Genomic DNA, 18529 nt, shown 5'->3' with positions numbered 1-18529 from the left:
TGTCACATAAGGAGTGATAAGTAACAAAAATGTAAAGAGTAATGTCCTTTTCATCGCTTGAACCTCCCAGTTAGCTTTCTGAACATTGAGGATATTATGGATACAAGTTTTTGTTTAGACTTTTGAGTTATCTTTTCAACTTTCTTTGCCCATCTATCCCCCCTTTCTCTTCTCCAATCATAAAAGATGTAAAGTATGCTAAAGATGAAGGTAGTTGCTGATATTACAAGGCCTCTTTCAAACCAATCCTGGGGAATGTAGCGGAGGATAATGGTTAGGTTACCCGTCTGGTTTATCCAGAACCCATTGATGACTCCATAAACAGGGACTGGCTTAACTTTCTCTACAAGTTTCCCATCTTTGTAAACCCTTGCTTCCCAAAGTGGATCATACGCCTCGGCGAAGGTAAGGAAAAATGGTTTTGTTGCATATACCTTAACTCTCCATAGGGTAGGATTAATGCGAGTGTAGTTCTTCACAGTTGCAGGTATTCCGTTGACTATGAATAAATCTTCAAGGGTTTCCTTAGGAGTGTTGACAGAATAAAGCCAGACAACATCAAGAACTGGAAGTTTATCAACTGGATAAACACCGATGCCGTCGAACCATGTAATTGCCGGTCCTTTCCTTGGGTCAAGAACCCAGCCTGCGTTAAGTATTATGCGAATTTTCGTGACATTCTCTGGGATTTTAACTATACAACGATATTCAGTCCAATTGAAAGTGCCAGTTCCGGTTCTTCCTGTGGGGCATTGGCGAAGTTGTTGCCACTTTCCGAAGTTTTCAAAATAACCCTCGATTGGAATATTGCTACCATTAACATTGTATGTTTTCATGTGAGTGACAATGATATACTCCCTTCCAGGGGTTACATTCATGGCCACGCTCTCAATCCAGCTCCAACTCAATGGTTTAGTTATGTTAGTTTTGACTTTCAAGCTGTAGATACCATCTATAGAAGTAGTGTTGTCTAAGCTGACGTTGAATTTTGTATTTCCTATTGACCATCCACTAGTACCATTTTCAAAAGACGGGTTCTGAAGGATATTAGAAGAAAGAGCTTCGATTGTTAGATTGTATGTGCCGATCGTGAGGTAAAATAGCGGTGAATACCAGAGCCTAGAGTTATTTAATATTGCAACATAGCTGTAATTTCCTAGGGATACTCTAACCACGCCACTCCCTTTTAGTGCAAATCTGTAGGTCCCATTTTTCATTATGCTAATTGCAGTTTTTTGTTCTCTAGTTAACGAACTGTTTATAAGTTTTAGTTCATATATGATACTTTTATTTGAAAATAACCTCTCGATATATTTTTTAGTTTTTAAATACTCTTCTTTTGGAATAATAGCAATAATATTTATAGCATTCTTTCCATTAATACTTTCAATGTTTAGTGTATGTAACCCTCTGTTCAGATTTACTTCTCCCACCTTAACCCACACAAATCTAGCATCGTCGATTACTCTTGTATTGATTATTGTAGAAGAAAAATTATCGATACGAAACTTTAATTTCCCCCCCTCATTATTTTTAAACACCCTTGCAAATGTAATATAGCTGGAAGTTGTAGGAATATTTATCGGGATCTTAACTTCCTTAACTTTGTCAAATGTAAAGAATCCGTAATCCATTTTGTATGGATACTCCCATCTGTGAGGTAGGTTTGAGACATATGGAGTCCACATTCCATGGTGGGGATCCGTTGGATATCTCGCACCTTCCTTGTTATATCGGGTTAGAGGATATATATCATTCCTGTTAATAAAATGAACCATAATGTCTAAATAGTGTGAATAAAATGGAAGGACTAATGTATCCGAGTATCTAATAACGTTTTTGTTAATATTGTCATCTAAAAGGACAACACACCCATTAGAAAACTTAAGCGGCCATAAATCTTCTAAAGTTTTAAGGCCACCACCAATTACTATAATGGATTTTGTCGAAATTTTTGAAGTATTATCTAAAACTTTATATACATAGTAATGGCTATTGTTAAATATTAACATAAAATCTTCACTTTTGTTTAGATACCCGATGATTTTTCTGTTAATTAGTCTGGTAGTGTCATTACTAATTATCAAATACTTAATTCCTATATTTCCGAGGATATCTGCTAATAAGTCGGTATTGCCCTTGTTAAGTAGAGAATGTTTAGACGAAAGCGTGAAATCCATAAAGTAAACCCATCGATTAAATGAGGGCCATATTGTTGGAACCTCCGAGTTATATATATAGAAGTATGTTCCACCAGATTTCGGCATGTACCACCTAGGTGAAGACAGAGGAAACCATATTGCCCTATCTTCCGCTGTGCTCCGAAGAAAATCGTTAACTTCTATGTATCCTTGAGGAATTGTAAAAGGAACAAACCATTTGTTTATCGTCCCATACATAAAGAATGGAAATGATCCAATAATGATTATTGAGGTTAATATTATAATTGTAATAGATAATAGGGCATTACTTCTTTTAATGTGTTTAATTCTCTCCAATATCTCTCTTACTGACACTCCAAACAGAATACCGACTGAAATACTTATCAGCTGTGCTGGAATTCTTGGGGTCCTAAACATTCTACCTATAAAGAAATTCTCTGGAGACTCAGTTACTAGCCAATTAACAAATTCCTTGGAGGAAAACAGAGCTACAGTTAATGAGAGCAATATGGCAAAATAGTAGATCCTTCTTGGTATTACTATTCTTTTTTTGTTATGTGTGAGTATAAGGGCCAAGATAGATAATATTGGTATAACAAGTGCTAGTGCCATTTGAATAGATCTTGAAATTGGTAAGCTACCCCAATCCATTTGTTCCGGAAGTAAGAACCAGCTGAAGCCATTAAGTAGTTTTATTGGATCTCCCTCTTTCCATGTTATTAGATAAGCTTCCTTGTTTAATGGAATATTTGCATATTCAGACTGACTGGATGCAAAGATAAATAAGTTCAACCCTCCAAATAGTATAAATACAGTTATTAACATTATCCAAATTTTTAATGTTTCTAATAAACAACACTTTTTGATTCTACAGGTAATAAGGTGGTATATTGTATAAGTTATATAAACAATAAATGAGGCAAACAAATACCTAATATCGAAAAACCCAGAGTACGTCCCAAGTATGACAGAAAGTATTATATACTTCGAAGAACGTTCTTCAAGTCCTTTAATAAAATATATGACAACCAAGGGGAAAAGGGAAAATCCAAACATGACAAAGATTTCTGTAAGCTCTCCTATAGCAAAAAACGGATAGGACATATAATATAGCCCTGCTAAGACAGATGATATGTAGGTGGTTATGCTGTTTCTATAGTCTCTCTCAATTATTGAGTAAACAGCATAGAACATGGAGAACCCAGCTATAGAAAATAATAACACATATATCCATGGAAGTACTCTGAACATCGAAATATTTAGATGTTTACTAATTATGGCAAATGGCATATAGAACAAGCGTGAAAGAAACTGTATAACGTTTTCAGAACGAGTCAAATGATAATTCCAACTATACGGCTGGCCGTACAATCTTAAAAACAACTCAGGATCTCCCACCCATGAATGAATTGAAGTAATATTACCAGCTATTGTAAATTTCCTAAGGGCAAATATTGCCACAACCACATACAAAGTGTAAGTTGCTATAAATAGTTTTTTATTCTTCATCATCTTTTTTACCTCCACTTATTTTTATATGTAGCATAAAGTAGTTTTGGTTTTCTTACCATTGGAGTAAATTCCCTGTAGAAATTATAAATATCCTCAAGCCCTACCAAGGACAACAAGCGCTTAAAGGTAGATAAACTAAGTTCTGATTTAACAACAACTTTTCTCCAGTCTTGTCTGCTATAGTTTGTATATAAGGATTCTAACTCATCGAAAGCTTTCGGAATAACATCATTCCAATAGAAAATGTTTTTTATCCTGTATACATACAGGAAAAGATTAATTAAATTCTTAATGTTATATTTTTCAAGAATGTAATTGACTTTTTTAATGTTTAATTTCTTCTTAAAAAGGCCCCTCAGTGTATGAATATCCCACAAATTTATTCTTCTATGTTTACAGATTGCATGGGCTATAACAAAAACAAGCTCATATTCCTTTGGAAGGACATACATCTCGATACCAGACATTATCTCTTTTTTCTTATATTCTAAAATATCCTTAATTTCGTTGCGTAGTATTCTAAAATTACCCCATGGTACGAAGTCATGAAAATCAATTTCAAACCCATGTTTATACAATCCCACACTAGGATATAAAAGTATAATTGGGTCTATTATCCTCTTATTATTTTTAATAGCAACCACTGTAGGTACCCACGATTCCCTCTTAAGAGCATCTATTGCCCTCGGTATATCATCTGGATCTATTAGAATGTCAAGATCTGAATCTAGTTCCGAGAAGAAGGGAGGCAACGATTTGAAAATAGCATAATTAATATTATTCTCATTAAAGACATCTACAACTTCTTTTATTAATTCAAGTCGTTTATGTCTTAATTTTAAAACCTTATTTAAATCACTCTCTAGCTTATATTTAATTTTTTCATCTACAGGAAGCGACATCACATTCCGAAGTAGAGGTAATAGAATTTTTTGCTTTTCAGCAATACTTATGACTTTATCCCAATCGATCTTTTGAAAGTCAAATAAACTCAATAATTCATCTTTTCTTCCGTCTATATCTAAAAATGGATCACTGAGGATATGAAGTAAATGCTCTTCCTGATTATATTCGGGCAACTGTTTTAATATCACGTTATGAACTTTCTTTATAGTCATATTAATCGGCGAATCGACATATATTATTGGAGAATTAAGTCTTTGGGCAATATCTTTAAAGTGTCTCCTATTACATTCAACGAATTCAATAGAATCATAGTCAATACCTTTTCTTCTTTCAAATAATTTTTTTGAAGGCCCATCCAAAATTATCTCTATATCCCCCCTGATTATATTTCCGAGAGATATTATAGTTTCATAAATTCTCTTCGATACTAACCCCCTACAATAGAATGGAACTAAATTATCATATAAATATGCATCGACTATAAGTGTTTTCCTCTTATTTTTTAATTTTATAAAAATAGATGTAAGGGCCTTGTCAACTATTATAAAGTTACTTAAAACATAATATCCTACCGAGGCCTCTTTCTTCCCAAGGAGCACATTTCCATATTCCTTCTTGTGCACCTCCTTGTAAGTTTTGAAAAACTTCTTAAATAGCTTGTACATAAAACCACTAATTAAAAGATTTTCAATATTAAGCTCAAATTTCATATATCCTACATTGATTCCTGCATATTTCAACTCCTTCTGAAGTTGTCTTGAAATTGTTGTCTTCCCACTACCATCTGGACCATCGATAACAATTATCATTCTAATCCCCTCAGATTAGTTCTGAGAATGTAGCAGTATGTATATTTTTCTCAACTTTTCTCCAATAACATTGTTCGAAAACTTTTTTAAAACATCTTTCTCACCATGAACTACAAATTTTTTTACTATTTTCTTATTTGTCAGAAATGCATTAACATACTTTATCCAAGTGGTAATATCTTCAACTGTAACTACTGGTATTTTCGTAGTCCCAATAAAGTCTATAAATCCAACTCTATTGGAGACTATAACTGGGAGTCCAGTAGCAATGGCCTCGAGAGCTACTATTCCAAAGCTATCATACCTTGAAGGGAATATAAAGACATCACATGATGAATATATATGTACCATTAGATTTTTAGGAACATATTCCATTATAACAATATTTTCTATCAATCTGGGGGGTATTTGAATGTTACTCCCATTTGCTAGAGCTAACAGCTTTACTTTCTTAGGAAGCGTTATCTCCGAGAGAGTACTCAAAATTTCCAATGCTATGTCTAACCCTTTTGTATATATGTCCCTTCCTATATATAAGATGTAATAAGATGAATTTTCTAATTTAAGCATTTTACGGGATTTCTCCTTGCTTTTAACTCTCCCAATTTCAAGAAATTTTTTGTCAAAACTATTTGGCAAAACTACTATATTGTTTCTTATGTTGTAATATTCTATAATGTCTTTTTTAACATTAGGTGAAACAACAGTCACGAGATCACTTAAGTGGCCAGGAACACTCTCATATAGAGATAGTATAAAATTAGCTAACTTTAATATTAATCTATAAACTAACGAACTCTTAAAGGCCAAATGAATACTAATGACCCTAAACCAAACACCATGATATGTATGAATCCACTTGGCCTTCTTTCCCAAGAGCAATACAAATAAAGAGTAACCAAAACCACATTCAGCATGAGAGTGTACTACATCATACTTTCCAAAATAAGCAGAAAATCCAACTAGAAAATTGTATACTATTATGTCAAGCAGTTTTAGAGGGGGTACCCAGATTGGCCTATAGATAATTTTAGTTCCATTTTTGTCCGTTTCATTGGGTTTTTCATTTTTGTTATAGGTCATATAAAAGACCGTTATACTCTCCCACTCTAATTTAGACAGCATTCCAACATGCTGCCTAACTACTTCTTCTACACCTCCTTCTCTCTCGGGGGAATATTTCGAAACTATACAGAGTTTATTCTTTACCATTTTAATCCCTCCACTATACCACGTAAATAATAATACGCCAATCTCAACTTAGTCTTAAATCGTTTATTATATCCAAACAAAATAACCATCAAGTAATATGCGGTAATTATCCAATTAAAAATTAAAATAAATACTAAGAGTTGATGTCTTTTTGAATATTTTTTATGGAAAATAACCCTATTACGACCTGCATAATACGCTCTAATTTCATTATGTACGTGGAAAAATCTAGCCTTCTCCTTTATCTCTTCAGGCAAAGGTACATCATGCCAAACTTTTGCAGTCGGTACAGTGTAAATTTCATATCCCGCAATCGATGCCCTCCTGCAAAAATCTGCCTCTTCATAATGTATTGGGAAATTTTTGCTGTCAAAATATCCAATTTTATCAATGACTTCTCTCCTTATCATAAATGCATTTGGAAAGTCCTCTGAGAGTAAGGGTTCAGAGAACTGTCCCATATCAATTTCACCTCTTCCGATAAATCTAGTTAATGATGTGTAGTAATTTCGTTTTATACCAGCACACCATATCCGATGAGGGTCTTTATAATAATACATAATTGGGCCAGCTATACCAACTCTTGGATTATTCTCCATAAATTTTACAAGCTCTGATATACATCTTCTGTCAACAATATTGTCATCATCAATTACAAAGATATAATCGCCATGTGAATTTCTAATACCGACATTCCTACTTTCGGCAACGAATTTTTCCTCCTTATTAAAGATGAACCTAACTCTAGGAAACTCTTTTATTAGATCTCCATAATCCTCCCCATCAGCATCAACTACAACAATTATTTCCAGTTTATCCTTGGGATAGTCACTTTCAAGCAGAGATTCAAGTAATCTTCTCAGTTTATCTTTTCGTTTATAAGTGGGAACAATTACTGAAACCAAAGGTTGCGTGTTCATATTACAGCCCCACAATACTCTTTAGCTCATTAATGGATACAAGTAGATAATAAATAGGCTCAGCAATTTGCTTAAGTTTGTCTAATGTCCCTCGTATTTCAGTTTTATCTTGCGGATTATATTTCACTAAAGCCATGAGCTCATAAAGCAATCTTATAATCTCCCTTCGTGTTTCATCATCTATCATGTTGGCAAAGACATCGATTTCTTCTGAATTCTTAACATCAATACCACAGTTTATCAACACATTATCTCTCACTGTAATATGTTTAGAGTTCTCAATACGTATGCCAGAGGGCATTTCTGCTTGCTGGAGAACGTGAATAATCCCTTCAATAACTTCAATAGCTTCGAGTGTTTCTATCATCTACGTACCCCCTAATATCTTTTCAAATTGTCGTGAGCTATCATCCCAATTGAACCTCTTAGCCCATTCCAAGGCATTCCCACTTAACCTTCTCCCAAGCTTTCCATCACTATACAATCTTTCAAGAACCTCACCCATTGCCTTAGGATTAGGCTCACACAGCAACCCATTGTAACCGTGTCTTATTGAGTCCCTCAGCCCAGGAACGTTATACCCTATCGCTGGGGTTCCCATGGCATTAGCTTCTATCACGACCCTTCCCCACCCTTCCCGTATCCCTGGGACTAAAATTACATAAGCTCTCTTCATTAGCTCCAATTTCTCTCTTTCAGTAACAAAACCCTTAAATTCAATATTTTCCCTGTTATATTGCCTTTTAAGTTTTTCCATTAACTCTCCCCTCCCCACTATCCATAGCCGCCCTTCTCCAAATTCTAAAAAAGCTTTTATGGCATCTTCGGGCTTTTTAGTTGGGGTTAACCTACCTACAAATATTGCGGTAAATTCCTTCTCCTTTTTGGGAACTTTATCCAGGACTTCTTTCCCAAGCCCATTATAAACCACATGAACATCCCTAAACTCCAATCTCATCAAATCTCTCTTTGTGGATTCTGAAACAGTTATCGTCTTTATACTTCGATAATGCTTCAGCCAATATGGCTCCAATATGTACTTCCCAATAACATTTACAGGAAACCTAGTCTTGTAATCCCAGAATTCAACGGCCAACTGGTGGATCAGTGCCACTACTGGCTTATCAACATATTTGGGTGTCATGAAAGGTCTTGTATTTATCTCATCTATAACGAGATCAAACTCATTCCTATGATCCCTATAAAACTTCTTAGCATGAGCATAGACTGTATCAAACACCCCAACGATTTTTCCTTTCCTAACGATCTCAATACCGTCCATTTCTTCCCTTTCCTTAGCTCCTTCAAAATGTGAAGTAAAAAGGGTAATTTCAAACCCCCTCTTCACTAACCGCTTTGCAATTTCGTGAGTGTAGACTTCAGCCCCTCCTGCCTCGGGATGCTTTATATCCTTCCAGTTTAACCATAGAATCCTCATCTTCTCCCCCCATTGTAATAGTGCAGGATGTTCTTCCTGTAAAAGATAGCAATAGTATCAACAAACATATTAAACACAGATTCAAGGTTGATATTCGAATCAAATTCTTTGTGCTCTATCCTTACGGGCATCTCCTTTATTCTGTATCCCAACATACTTACAACGGTCAAGAGCTCAACGTCAAAGGCGTACTTCTTAACGAGAACCCTGGGAAACACGTCCTCTAGAACCTCCCTCCTGAACACCTTCAAGCCAACCTGACTATCGCTAACGTTAAGACCAACCAAGAACTTGACCATGTTCCTGTATACTACGCTAAGGAACCTCCTTCTCTCAGAATACTTAACCCTAGCCCCAGGAACATACTTAGATCCAATAACCACATCGTATCCACTTAGCAGAACGTTAATAAACCTAGGTATCTGGGAAGGAGGAATGTCCAAATCAGCGTCATAGAACACCACTATATCTCCACTACTCTCTTCAAAGCCCTTCTTGAGCGCAAAGCCCTTCCCATGGTTGTTGTAATAGTCAACGACCTTAACTCTCCTATACCTCCTCGCGAGCTCCCTAGCAATTTCCCCGGTTCTATCCGTGGAGCCATCGTTAATAACGACTATCTCATAGTCTAACCCACTAATCTCCTTCATCGTCTCCCTAACTGCCATCTCAAGAAACTTCTCCTCGTTATACGCTGGCATCAGCACTGACACCTTCATGCCTCAGCCCCCATGCATCTAAGATTAAAACCGCAAAGGCTACTGCACTTGCAAGGATTACAGCTCGGATTATTCCAATGAATGTTCTAGTGTAGGATATACCAGCGATCTCCACGGCAACCCCGAGGATTAAAGCCAGTAAAGTAAGCCACGATTTCCTTATGGAGAGCAGGTAGTTGAACAAAACGTTGACCATAGACAGAAACATCATCCCCAGACCATACAGCCACAGGTAGCCCGAGATCGAGAGGTACTTCGCTCCATAAATCAGCCTTATTATGAAAGACGGAAATAGAGCATAAGCAACAACGGCCCCTCCGGAGATAAGCAGGACTATTCCAAGTCCCCTTACCAAAATCTTGAAGTGATCGCCCCCGTTCTCGAACCTCTCCGCCGCTTTAGGGAATATAACCATGCCGACAGCTCCTGGGGCAAAGAGGATAATTTTGCCGAGGACTGAAAGGGCTGAATATTCTCCAGCAACTGTGGGGGAGAAGTAGTGCTTGGCCATTATCACGTCAAGGTTCCACATTACTGTATAGGCTAGAAGAACCAAGAAAGTGAATGTGCCGTAACTTAAGATCTCTGGAACATCAACCTTCTCACTTTTCCATCCCAGGATATCCTTAAGGAATGCTAAGGTTATTATCAGGGCACCAACGTTGGCCAGTAAAATGCCAAAAATACCGCCCAAAACCCCGTATCCAAAGATTATAAGCCCTATACCCCCTACAAACTTAATGAAGGACCAAGAAACCACGCTAAGGCCTAAAGAGATAAACCTCTGTAGGCCCCTCAAAACTCCTTGATAAACGGGAAGGAGAAAACTCAGGGGGAGAGATGCAAACAGCACTACAAGGTACAGACTATTATCTATCTTCAGGAAATTGAGTATCCATGGAGAAGCTAACAGTATGGATATATAAATAACAATACCTAAAATCAAGACGTGCTTAGTAAATCCAATTATAAGACCTTTAACTTTTCCATAATCTCCCGTGGTTGAGTACCTAGTCGTGAACTTTGTTACAGAAGTGTTGATTGTCTGGGAAAACACCGAGAATATATACAACAAGGAAAGCAAGCTAAACAGCTCCCCATACTGGGAGGGAGTTAAAAATCTTCCCGCAAACAGTTGGTAGAAATAGTTGAGAACATTGGATACCATGACTGCTCCCGTCATTATTGCAACATCCTTGTAGACGTCGTGGTGCAAGAGTGTGTTGATGAACGCCGCTGCCCCTCTGCGCATGCGCGCTCCTCCCAATTACTCCTTTTAATGATTATGTTTAAAAATGATTTGTGTAGGTGCTTTGTGAGGTTTCAATTAAAGCTTGATTAACTAACAACTTGAACAATACTAGGGTTTTAATTGACCACAATAAGGCACGAGATGATTACTCCTAAAAGAAAAAAAGCAACCCAGTATTTATATACAATGAAAGCTGAGATGGTAATCGAGAAATTTAAATTGAGAGCTTATAAGGATATATGTGGTGGGAGGGATGCCAATCGTTGTTGAGGCTGTCTATGAAGGTGGCGTCTTTAAGCCCTTAAAGAAAGTGAATCTAAAAGATGGCCAAAAAGTCAAAATAAAAATTGAATTAGATGTATCCAAGTATTATGGGGTATTCGGAAAAGCTTCTGCAAAAGAATTAAAAGAATTAGAAGAGGAGGTTCAGATGTGATATTCGTCGATACGAACATATTTTACAATTTTCTCTTTGAAACCGAACTCAGTCCAAGAGCAAAAAAGATCATTGAGATGCCTTATGAACTTGTTACATCATTTACTGTTCTGGATGAGCTCGTTTATGTTGTTATTAGGAAGCTCGCTGAAAAGAGATATAGGATAAAGAGCTCTTTTGATTTAAGAAAGTTTATCTAAAGTTATATTTGGGTTACTTGAAGATAGGGGTATTACAATCTTGCCCGACTATCAAGAGGTCGGTGAATGGAGAGAAGTAATGAAAAAGTACAAACTCTTACCCAATGATGCATTAATTGCAATAACTTGCGGGCACTATGGAATAAAGAATATAGCAACCTTCGACGAGGATTTTAAACGAGTTAAGTTTCTTAAAGTTATACCATAAGAAAGCCAAAAGCTATTAATTAATGAACAATCTTCCACTTAAGTTCGGGTTTTTATTTTCTTCCTGTATACCTTAGCACCCTCTCGATTACTGGGTCGATGAGATTGTACTCATCGCATCATTTCTCAATATTCGATTAAGTTTTTACATTGCAGTATATGCAGTATATAATGTTTTCTTGTCTATCCTTTTCCCTTCAATCCTTTCAAGATAAGCCTTTATTGCCGACCATGTATTGTAACCTTCTGAAATTGCCATTGTTATCCTGAGATATCTTGATGAGTATCTTGAGAGCTCATCTATTATGTCCTCCCTTGCTTTTTGGAATATCTCATCTATTGCACTACTATGTGTTTTTCCGCGATAGCGTAGCCAACCATACTCCCTGAGCCATCCAACAATACCATCAAGTACTTCGACAGCATCTTCTATTTCCTCGTCTGGCACGCTCATTCCAACTTCCGCAAACCCTTCTTTGAGGTACCGCAATACTTTATCCGCGGAGATATTGCGCCTCATCAAAAATATCACTCTCCTTTCTCCACTGTTTTCGATGTCATCAAGAACGTCTATAAGGTCAATGTTCTTGTCTTTGAACCCTACGCCCGAACCTGCAATTGTCACACTCCTCAGCGAACGAAAAAGTCTCATAACGAGCGCATACCTTTTTCTTGCATCAAGGGATTCTATTTTTATAACGTTTAGTGACATATTCGCGTGGGCATTCCAGAGCTTTCTTGCATCTATGTAAACGCCGGAATTGTCTATTTCATTGAGAAGAACTTTTACGAGAGTTGTCTTGCATACGTTCCTTCCCAGAAGCATTGGCAATTGAAGTGTAAAGGTTCTGACATGTGAGATTATAAGAACTAAAACTCGGAACATATATTTGATAGGTGGTGTTCGAAGTGAGCTTAAAGATTCTCCTAGTCAACTCTGGTTATCCTCCCAATAATATCGGGGGAGCTGAGATATACGTAGAGAGCCTAGCAGAAGCTCTAGCTGAGAAGCACAAAGTGTTTATTTACACAACAAATCCCCCCAGCAAAAGTTCAGATGGTATAAAAATTCTAGGGATAAAAGAACCTTCTTCAATCCGAGGACTCCTTATATCTACCACCTACAAGAATCCTAAAATTGAAGAAAATTTTAGGGAAACTCTAAAGGAAGTTGATCCCGACATAGTGCACTTCCATAATATATGGAGGTTTAGAACCGCGAGACTGCCAATTATTTCAAAGGAGGAAGGATATCCCACAATAATGACACTCCATGACTATTGGTTCATGTGCCCGACAAGCCTACTCATGTTTAAAAGACAAATCCCCTGTTCCGGTCCAAATCCTCATAAATGTGCCGAATGTTGGAACTGTACTGTATTAAACCTTGCACCTATGAAATTCTCGGCCCTTAAGAGTATCTTAGATTACGTGAATACACCTACTGAATTTTCACGCCGCTTTGAGGTACTTAAAGAGACTCTAAGGATCATTGATGGAATAATTGCCCCCTCTAAGTTCCTCGCAAAGATGGCGGTTTCAATAGGTGTACCTTCAATCAAGATTTACTACATTCCAAATGGCTATCCTTACTCACGCTTTGTAGGATTTAAAAAGAAGAGAAGTTATTATGACGACGGAAGAATAGTTTTTGGATTTGTTGGCGTACCTACACCACAGAAAGGTGTCCATATTGCGACTTCAGCTCTGAAATACCTCAAGAACGCTAACATCGAGCTAAGGATTTATGGAAAGATAATTAATAAAAGTTATATTAAAAAACTTGGAAATGATCCTAGGGTAAAAATTATGGGAAAGTTTACCGACCCAAAGGAGCCCTATTCGGAGATAGATGTACTATTATTTCCATCATTGTCCTACGAGAATTGTCCTCTCGTATTAGCAGAGGCAGCTTTATCAAGGGTACCAGTTATAGCATCAGATCTAGGTGCAATCCCAGAATTCGTTATCAATGGTGTGAATGGATTTCTGTTCAAACCAGGAGACCCTAAGGATCTAGCGGATAAGATGAAATTGATTATAAAAGATCCAGAATTAATAAGAAAAATGGGTGAGGCCCAGATGCCCCCAAGGGATATACCATATCATGCAAGTGAAATTTTAAGAGTTTATAAGAAGATCATGAATTAACTTTCATGAGCTTTGCCTTTCTTATACCTCTTTCTATTGTCAAAATACCTAAAGACACGTCTGTCATTTTAATTCCTATTTTTTTGGCTCTGAAACTTAATTTTTTCAAGAGTTTCCTATTTTCAAACAGTAGAAAGATAAGTTCCCTAATTTTTTTAGTGTCTCCCGGAGATACTATAAACCCATTTTTTCCATTAAACACGATATCGCTAGCCCCAGCTTCTGTCGTTGTAATCACGGGGACACCGTAATAAAAAGCTTCATTTACCACAAACCCCCAGGGATCATGCAGAGTTGGGAAAACAAAGATATCAGAGATACTATATAACTCTGCCTTTTCTTTGCCGGTAACGTATCCAGGAAACTCTATATTATTACAACCTCCCGCTTCTCTTTTTAATATCCTCTCATACTCTCCTGAACCAGCTATTATCACTCTGATCCAAGGAATACCACACAGCGCCTGAATTAAATATTTAAGACCTTTTCTTTCTTCAAAGTAACTTATTGAAGTTACTGTGAACTCATCCCTCTTTCGAGAGGGTATAGGCTCCATCAACAACATTTTCGGATAAACCTGAGTTGTCCCTGTTGAAATTTTACTAGAAGGAACCCCCCTTCTCAGAAGAAACTTTCTACTTTTTGAACTATAGACTACGAAGCTATCTACAAGGGAATATAGTACCCTTTTTATTATCTCGTCAATTATCTTTAGTTTCCTAGTTTTAGATATGTAGCCGGTATCTAAGTGACCAACCCACATTAAGATAGGCTTTTTTGCTATCCATGCAAATACTGTAGAAAGAATAACAAGAGGATATATATCGACGTTATCCGCTATTATTATAACATCACTATCCTTGATTCGCTTGAACAGTTTGTACGTAGGTATGTTTATCACATAATCACCAACTCTTATTCCCCGCAGAATTAGATATTCAAAGTTTTTCCCAGAGCTAATCTCCCAAAGTCTTTTTGAACTCTTCTTTTTTCCGAAGATTACGGTTACTTGATATTTCTTCCCCAATTCTTCAAATACAGGAATCCTATAGGGAGCAATCTCATTATGTATCACTGTTAGCTTCATTAAAGACACCCCTTTCACTACTTTTTGGGTAAGATAAGTCCATCTTAGGAGAGCTCCACAACTATTATCTAAAAAGTGTAACGTCTAAGGAACTTACTTCCCAGACTAGCCTCCTACTCCGAGACTCTTTTAAAAAATTATAAAATAGACCCTCCAGGGAACAATAGTCCTGGTGGGATTAAAATGAGAATAATTGCTTCACCGGCGTATAGAAATAAATCAGTGAACCCTTATAATTATCTCCTATATATGCATATTTCAGAATTGGGAGTGGAAGTAGAGGATTTTTCGATATCGAAAGTACTTAAGGAGAAATGGGATATCTGGCACATTCATTGGCCGGAAGGGTATTTAAATAGGAAGTCTTTAATCAAATCAAGTGTTCTTACTACCAGCCTTATGGGCATGATTCAATTTTTAAGAATGAAAGGGGTCAAAGTAGTGTGGACAGCCCATAATATTACTACCCACGAAAGATACCATCCGAAAATTGAAGAAAAGTTCTGGAAAGTTTTCACTAGACAAATTAATGGATACATAACCCTAAGTAAGACAGGTAAATTAGAATTATTAAAACGCTATCCCCACCTAAGAGATGTTCCGGGATTTGTAATACCTCATGGACATTATAGGGGAATATACCCAAACTACGTTTCAAAAGAAAAGGCTAGAGAATTATTAGACTTGCCACTAGATTCCATTGTCATAACGTTTATTGGTCAGATTAGGAAATATAAGAATGTCCCTCACTTAATAAGAGTGTTCTGTGAGATTCCAGACAAAAATATATACTTAGTTATTGCAGGCAAACCCAGTAATCAAAAAATTAAAAGGCAGATAAGGATTAGTACTATGAAGTGTTCTGATAGAATTAGGACATATCTACGTTTCATCCCAAAAGAGGAAGTTCAAATATTCCTTAACTCTGCAGATTTAATTGTTCTCCCATACTCCGAGATCTATCATTCAGGAACAGCATTATTAGCTTTATCCTTTAACAGGCCTGTATTAGTACCAAATCGAGGTGCAATGTGGGAACTTCAAATGGAAGTTGGGAAAAAATGGGTAATGATTTATGAACCGGAACTTACCCCACACATTCTAGAACAGGCTATTGATTGGGCAATTAATACCAACAGACAATCAAATGCCCCCCTTTCACAATTTAACTGGGAAAAAATAGCTAAAATGACAATAAAAGCCTATGAAAGAATCTTGGAAAGTCCTTAGAATAATTCTTATTTTCTGCCAAAAGACCCATCAACATAAAAGGCATCTTAACCTTTGCTCCTCTACGATTTAATAATAACATCCCAAAGAAAAAGCTCCACTTCCCGTTCACTCAGTTCATAAGAAGTTCTAAGTATGATGATGTTTCGTAAATTTAATTATCCCACGAGCTAATTCAATGTTGGCCTTTAGCCACCCTTCTAATGTTCCAATATCATATCTTTTACCTATGATTTCCCTAGCAATTATCTTAGCTCCAGAATGTAGCATTATCCTAAGTGCGTCAGTCAGCTGTATTTCTCCACCTTTTCCAGGTGGCGTTCTTCTTATAAAATCAAATATCTCCGGCTCTAGTATGTACCTTCCCACTATTGCGATGTTACTTGGAGCTTCAGCACGGTTAGGCTTTTCTATAAGTTCATTTACCTCATAAAAGCCGTGTTCTATTTTATTCCCAGAGATTATACCGTACTTTTCAACTTCTTCCCAAGCAACTTTCTCAACACCTAATATAGTACACCTGAATCTCAAGTAAGTATCCATTAGCTGTTTTATTGCTGGTTCTTCGCTTATTATTATATCATCCCCAAGGAGAACTGCAAAAGGTTCTCCGTTTACATGCTTCTCCGCATATCTTATAGCATCTCCAAGGCCCAAGGGCTTCTTCTGTCTTACATAATATATGTCGACCATTTCTCCAATCTCCTCAACTATTTTCAGTTCCTCATCCTTTCTCCTCTCTTTCAAATAAAATTCCAGCTCAAAGCTTCTGTCAAAGTAATCCTCTATCGCCCTCTTACCCTTTCCAGTAATAATTAAGATATCATCAATTCCAGCTTTTATGGCTTCCTCCACTACATAGTGAATAACAGGCTTATTCAATATTGGGAGCATTTCCTTAGGCATTGATTTAGTTATTGGTAACATCCTCGTTCCTAGGCCTGCTGCAGGGATTACCGCCTTCCTGATCTTCACCAGCACACCCCCTCGTAAACCTCGGCGGTTTTCTCCGCATTCTTCACGCGCCTGCCGTCGATAACTATTTTACCTGAGTAATCCAATTCCTCGAATTCAGGCCACTCCGTCAGGATTAGAATGACATCGGTAGAATTAAGAACCTCCTGAGCGGTCTCGGCATAAGCTATTCTCTCCCCCACGTCTGGATACATCCTCCTGAAGTTCTCCATGGCCTTTGGATCGTAAGCTACAACATTAGCCCCTTCCTCAAGAAGCCTCTTCACAACAACGTAAGCCCTAGTCTCCCTAACGTCATCCGTATTTGGCTTGAATGCAAGGCCAAGAACACCCACAGTTTTTCCTTTAAGCTCGGGAACATGCTTCTTAAGGAGCTCTATGAGCTTCAACGGCTGCCTCTTATTAACCTCAAGAACCGCCTTCAACAGAATTGGATCTTCACCAAGCTCTTCCGCCTTCCTAACGATAGCCTTAACATCCTTAGGGAAGCATGACCCTCCAAATCCAATCCCACTCCTGAAAAAGTGAGGGCTTATCCTGTGATCTAGGCCCACACCTTCAAAAACCTTCCAAGAGTCTATGCCAAGCCTCTTGCAGATATTTCCAATCTCGTTGGCGAAGCTTATCTTAGTGGCAAGGAATGCATTTGAGGCGTATTTGATCATCTCCGCCGTTTTTATGTCCACAAACAGCTTAGGAGCATCAAGAGGCGAATAAAGCTCTTCAAGGATTTTTTTAGCTTTATCATCATTTGCGCCTATAACTATCCTGTCCGGATTGAAGAAGTCCCTTAATGCAGAGCCCTCCCTCAAGAACTCAGGATTCATCGCTATGCCAAAATCTTCAGGAGCTTTCTTTCCCGAGTATTCCTCCAGTATAGGCAGAACTACCTCCTCAGTAGTCCCAGGAACAACGGTACTTTTAACAACCACAAGATGATAAGAGTCCTTCTTATTCAAGGCCCTACCTATCCCCTCAGCAGCGGATCTTATATACTTAAGGTCAATAGAACCATCTTCCCTAGAGGGAGTCCCTACACAGATAAACGTTACATCGGAATTCAAGATAGCATCTTCATAACTCGTCGTTGCCCTGTATTTACCCCTAAGCTCTCTCATGAGCTCTTCAAGACCCTCCTCATATATAGGAGGTACTCCTTCGTTGATCTTTCTAACTTTCTCCTCGTCAATGTCAACAAAAACAACATCATTCCCCAGCTTTGCAAACCCAATTCCCGTAACGAGGCCAACGTACCCAGAACCTATGATGGAGATCCTCATCAAACCACCCATTATATTTCCCCACGCATCACT

17 protein-coding genes are annotated in these 18529 nt (G+C 37.4%); 5 read left to right on the top strand and 12 right to left on the bottom strand.

The window, feature by feature from the left end:
- Nucleotides 1-50: 50 nt before the first annotated feature.
- Genes A3L04_RS02710 through A3L04_RS02675 form a run of 8 tightly spaced genes read right to left on the bottom strand, consistent with a single transcriptional unit; the run spans nt 51 to nt 10930 of the window.
- The gene (locus A3L04_RS02710) at nt 51-3674 is read right to left on the bottom strand and encodes a glycosyltransferase family protein (RefSeq protein WP_068576491.1); all 3624 of its coding nucleotides are present in this window, start codon (nt 3672-3674) and stop codon (nt 51-53) included.
- A gap of 5 nt (nt 3675-3679) precedes the next feature.
- Nucleotides 3680-5389: a nucleotidyltransferase family protein gene (locus tag A3L04_RS11120; RefSeq protein WP_068576490.1), complete on the bottom strand. Its 1710-nt coding sequence runs from the start codon at nt 5387-5389 to the stop codon at nt 3680-3682.
- Between the two features lie 15 nt (nt 5390-5404).
- Nucleotides 5405-6601: a glycosyltransferase family 4 protein gene (locus A3L04_RS02700; protein WP_068576488.1), complete on the bottom strand. Its 1197-nt coding sequence runs from the start codon at nt 6599-6601 to the stop codon at nt 5405-5407.
- Nucleotides 6595-7521 (bottom strand): glycosyltransferase family 2 protein, encoded by a 927-nt coding sequence (locus A3L04_RS02695; protein ID WP_068576486.1) that lies wholly within the window; start codon nt 7519-7521, stop codon nt 6595-6597. The genes A3L04_RS02700 and A3L04_RS02695 overlap by 7 nt, the downstream gene beginning before the upstream one ends.
- Before the next feature lies 1 nt (nt 7522).
- Nucleotides 7523-7888: a hypothetical protein gene (locus A3L04_RS02690; protein WP_068576484.1), complete on the bottom strand. Its 366-nt coding sequence runs from the start codon at nt 7886-7888 to the stop codon at nt 7523-7525.
- Nucleotides 7889-8959, bottom strand: coding sequence for a glycosyltransferase family 4 protein (locus A3L04_RS02685; protein ID WP_068576482.1), 1071 nt, complete (start codon nt 8957-8959; stop codon nt 7889-7891). It abuts the gene before it with no gap.
- On the bottom strand, nt 8956-9678 hold the full coding sequence (locus A3L04_RS02680; protein ID WP_068576480.1) for a glycosyltransferase: 723 nt from the start codon (nt 9676-9678) through the stop codon (nt 8956-8958). Before A3L04_RS02680 ends, A3L04_RS02685 begins: the two co-directional genes overlap by 4 nt.
- Complete coding sequence (locus tag A3L04_RS02675) at nt 9647-10930, bottom strand: oligosaccharide flippase family protein (protein ID WP_068576478.1); 1284 nt, start codon at nt 10928-10930, stop codon at nt 9647-9649. Before A3L04_RS02675 ends, A3L04_RS02680 begins: the two co-directional genes overlap by 32 nt.
- Nucleotides 10931-11183: 253 nt before the next feature.
- Here A3L04_RS02675 and A3L04_RS02670 point away from each other — a divergent pair, with 253 nt between their 5' ends.
- Genes A3L04_RS02670 through A3L04_RS11385 form a run of 3 tightly spaced genes read left to right on the top strand, consistent with a single transcriptional unit; the run spans nt 11184 to nt 11774 of the window.
- Entirely contained in the window at nt 11184-11366 is a 183-nt protein-coding gene (locus A3L04_RS02670) for an antitoxin family protein (RefSeq protein ID WP_068576475.1), read from the top strand.
- The gene (locus A3L04_RS11390; RefSeq protein ID WP_068576473.1) at nt 11363-11566 is read left to right on the top strand and encodes a PIN domain-containing protein; all 204 of its coding nucleotides are present in this window, start codon (nt 11363-11365) and stop codon (nt 11564-11566) included. The genes A3L04_RS02670 and A3L04_RS11390 overlap by 4 nt, the downstream gene beginning before the upstream one ends.
- Nucleotides 11567-11570: 4 nt before the next feature.
- Entirely contained in the window at nt 11571-11774 is a 204-nt protein-coding gene (locus A3L04_RS11385) for a PIN domain-containing protein (protein WP_068576471.1), read from the top strand.
- Between the two features lie 144 nt (nt 11775-11918).
- Here the strand turns inward: A3L04_RS11385 and A3L04_RS02655 are convergent, their stop codons facing one another.
- Nucleotides 11919-12605, bottom strand: a complete 687-nt coding sequence (locus A3L04_RS02655; RefSeq protein WP_157092395.1) for an ATP-binding protein — start codon at nt 12603-12605, stop codon at nt 11919-11921.
- A 77-nt stretch (nt 12606-12682) separates the two neighbouring features.
- Here A3L04_RS02655 and A3L04_RS02650 point away from each other — a divergent pair, with 77 nt between their 5' ends.
- Complete coding sequence (locus A3L04_RS02650; protein ID WP_068576467.1) at nt 12683-13924, top strand: glycosyltransferase family 4 protein; 1242 nt, start codon at nt 12683-12685, stop codon at nt 13922-13924.
- On the opposite strand, the gene A3L04_RS02645 is transcribed toward A3L04_RS02650, so the two are convergent.
- A complete protein-coding gene (locus tag A3L04_RS02645) occupies nt 13914-15011 on the bottom strand; it encodes a glycosyltransferase family 4 protein (protein ID WP_068576465.1) in 1098 nt (365 codons plus the stop codon). The two genes, A3L04_RS02650 and A3L04_RS02645, sit on opposite strands and share 11 nt — an antisense overlap.
- 183 nt (nt 15012-15194) lie before the next feature.
- On the opposite strand from A3L04_RS02645, the gene A3L04_RS02640 reads away from it, so the two are divergent.
- A complete protein-coding gene (locus tag A3L04_RS02640; RefSeq protein WP_068576463.1) occupies nt 15195-16241 on the top strand; it encodes a glycosyltransferase in 1047 nt (348 codons plus the stop codon).
- A gap of 129 nt (nt 16242-16370) precedes the next feature.
- On the opposite strand, the gene galU is transcribed toward A3L04_RS02640, so the two are convergent.
- Nucleotides 16371-17216: a UTP--glucose-1-phosphate uridylyltransferase GalU gene (galU, locus tag A3L04_RS02635; protein WP_068576460.1), complete on the bottom strand. Its 846-nt coding sequence runs from the start codon at nt 17214-17216 to the stop codon at nt 16371-16373.
- On the bottom strand, nt 17213-18496 hold the full coding sequence (locus tag A3L04_RS02630; RefSeq protein ID WP_068576458.1) for a UDP-glucose dehydrogenase family protein: 1284 nt from the start codon (nt 18494-18496) through the stop codon (nt 17213-17215). Before A3L04_RS02630 ends, galU begins: the two co-directional genes overlap by 4 nt.
- Nucleotides 18497-18529: the final 33 nt, after the last annotated feature.

The sequence above is a fragment of the Thermococcus chitonophagus genome (genome assembly GCF_002214605.1).
Classification (GTDB): Archaea; Methanobacteriota_B; Thermococci; order Thermococcales; family Thermococcaceae; genus Pyrococcus; species Pyrococcus chitonophagus.
Note: the sequence above shows the minus strand (reverse complement) of the source record. Positions and strands in the feature narration are given on the sequence as shown.

Bases quoted from the DNA above. Each gene is read 5' to 3' on its own strand.
- A3L04_RS02710 (WP_068576491.1), bottom strand. From the start codon at position 3,674: ATGATGAAGAATAAAAAACTATTTATAGCAACTTACACTTTGTATGTG.
- A3L04_RS11120 (WP_068576490.1), bottom strand. From the start codon at position 5,389: ATGATAATTGTTATCGATGGTCCAGATGGTAGTGGGAAGACAACAATT.
- A3L04_RS02700 (WP_068576488.1), bottom strand. From the start codon at position 6,601: ATGGTAAAGAATAAACTCTGTATAGTTTCGAAATATTCCCCCGAGAGA.
- A3L04_RS02695 (WP_068576486.1), bottom strand. From the start codon at position 7,521: ATGAACACGCAACCTTTGGTTTCAGTAATTGTTCCCACTTATAAACGA.
- A3L04_RS02690 (WP_068576484.1), bottom strand. From the start codon at position 7,888: ATGATAGAAACACTCGAAGCTATTGAAGTTATTGAAGGGATTATTCAC.
- A3L04_RS02685 (WP_068576482.1), bottom strand. From the start codon at position 8,959: ATGAGGATTCTATGGTTAAACTGGAAGGATATAAAGCATCCCGAGGCA.
- A3L04_RS02680 (WP_068576480.1), bottom strand. From the start codon at position 9,678: ATGAAGGTGTCAGTGCTGATGCCAGCGTATAACGAGGAGAAGTTTCTT.
- A3L04_RS02675 (WP_068576478.1), bottom strand. From the start codon at position 10,930: ATGCGCAGAGGGGCAGCGGCGTTCATCAACACACTCTTGCACCACGAC.
- A3L04_RS02670 (WP_068576475.1), top strand. From the start codon at position 11,184: ATGCCAATCGTTGTTGAGGCTGTCTATGAAGGTGGCGTCTTTAAGCCC.
- A3L04_RS02645 (WP_068576465.1), bottom strand. From the start codon at position 15,011: ATGAAGCTAACAGTGATACATAATGAGATTGCTCCCTATAGGATTCCT.
- A3L04_RS02640 (WP_068576463.1), top strand. From the start codon at position 15,195: ATGAGAATAATTGCTTCACCGGCGTATAGAAATAAATCAGTGAACCCT.
- A3L04_RS02630 (WP_068576458.1), bottom strand. From the start codon at position 18,496: ATGAGGATCTCCATCATAGGTTCTGGGTACGTTGGCCTCGTTACGGGA.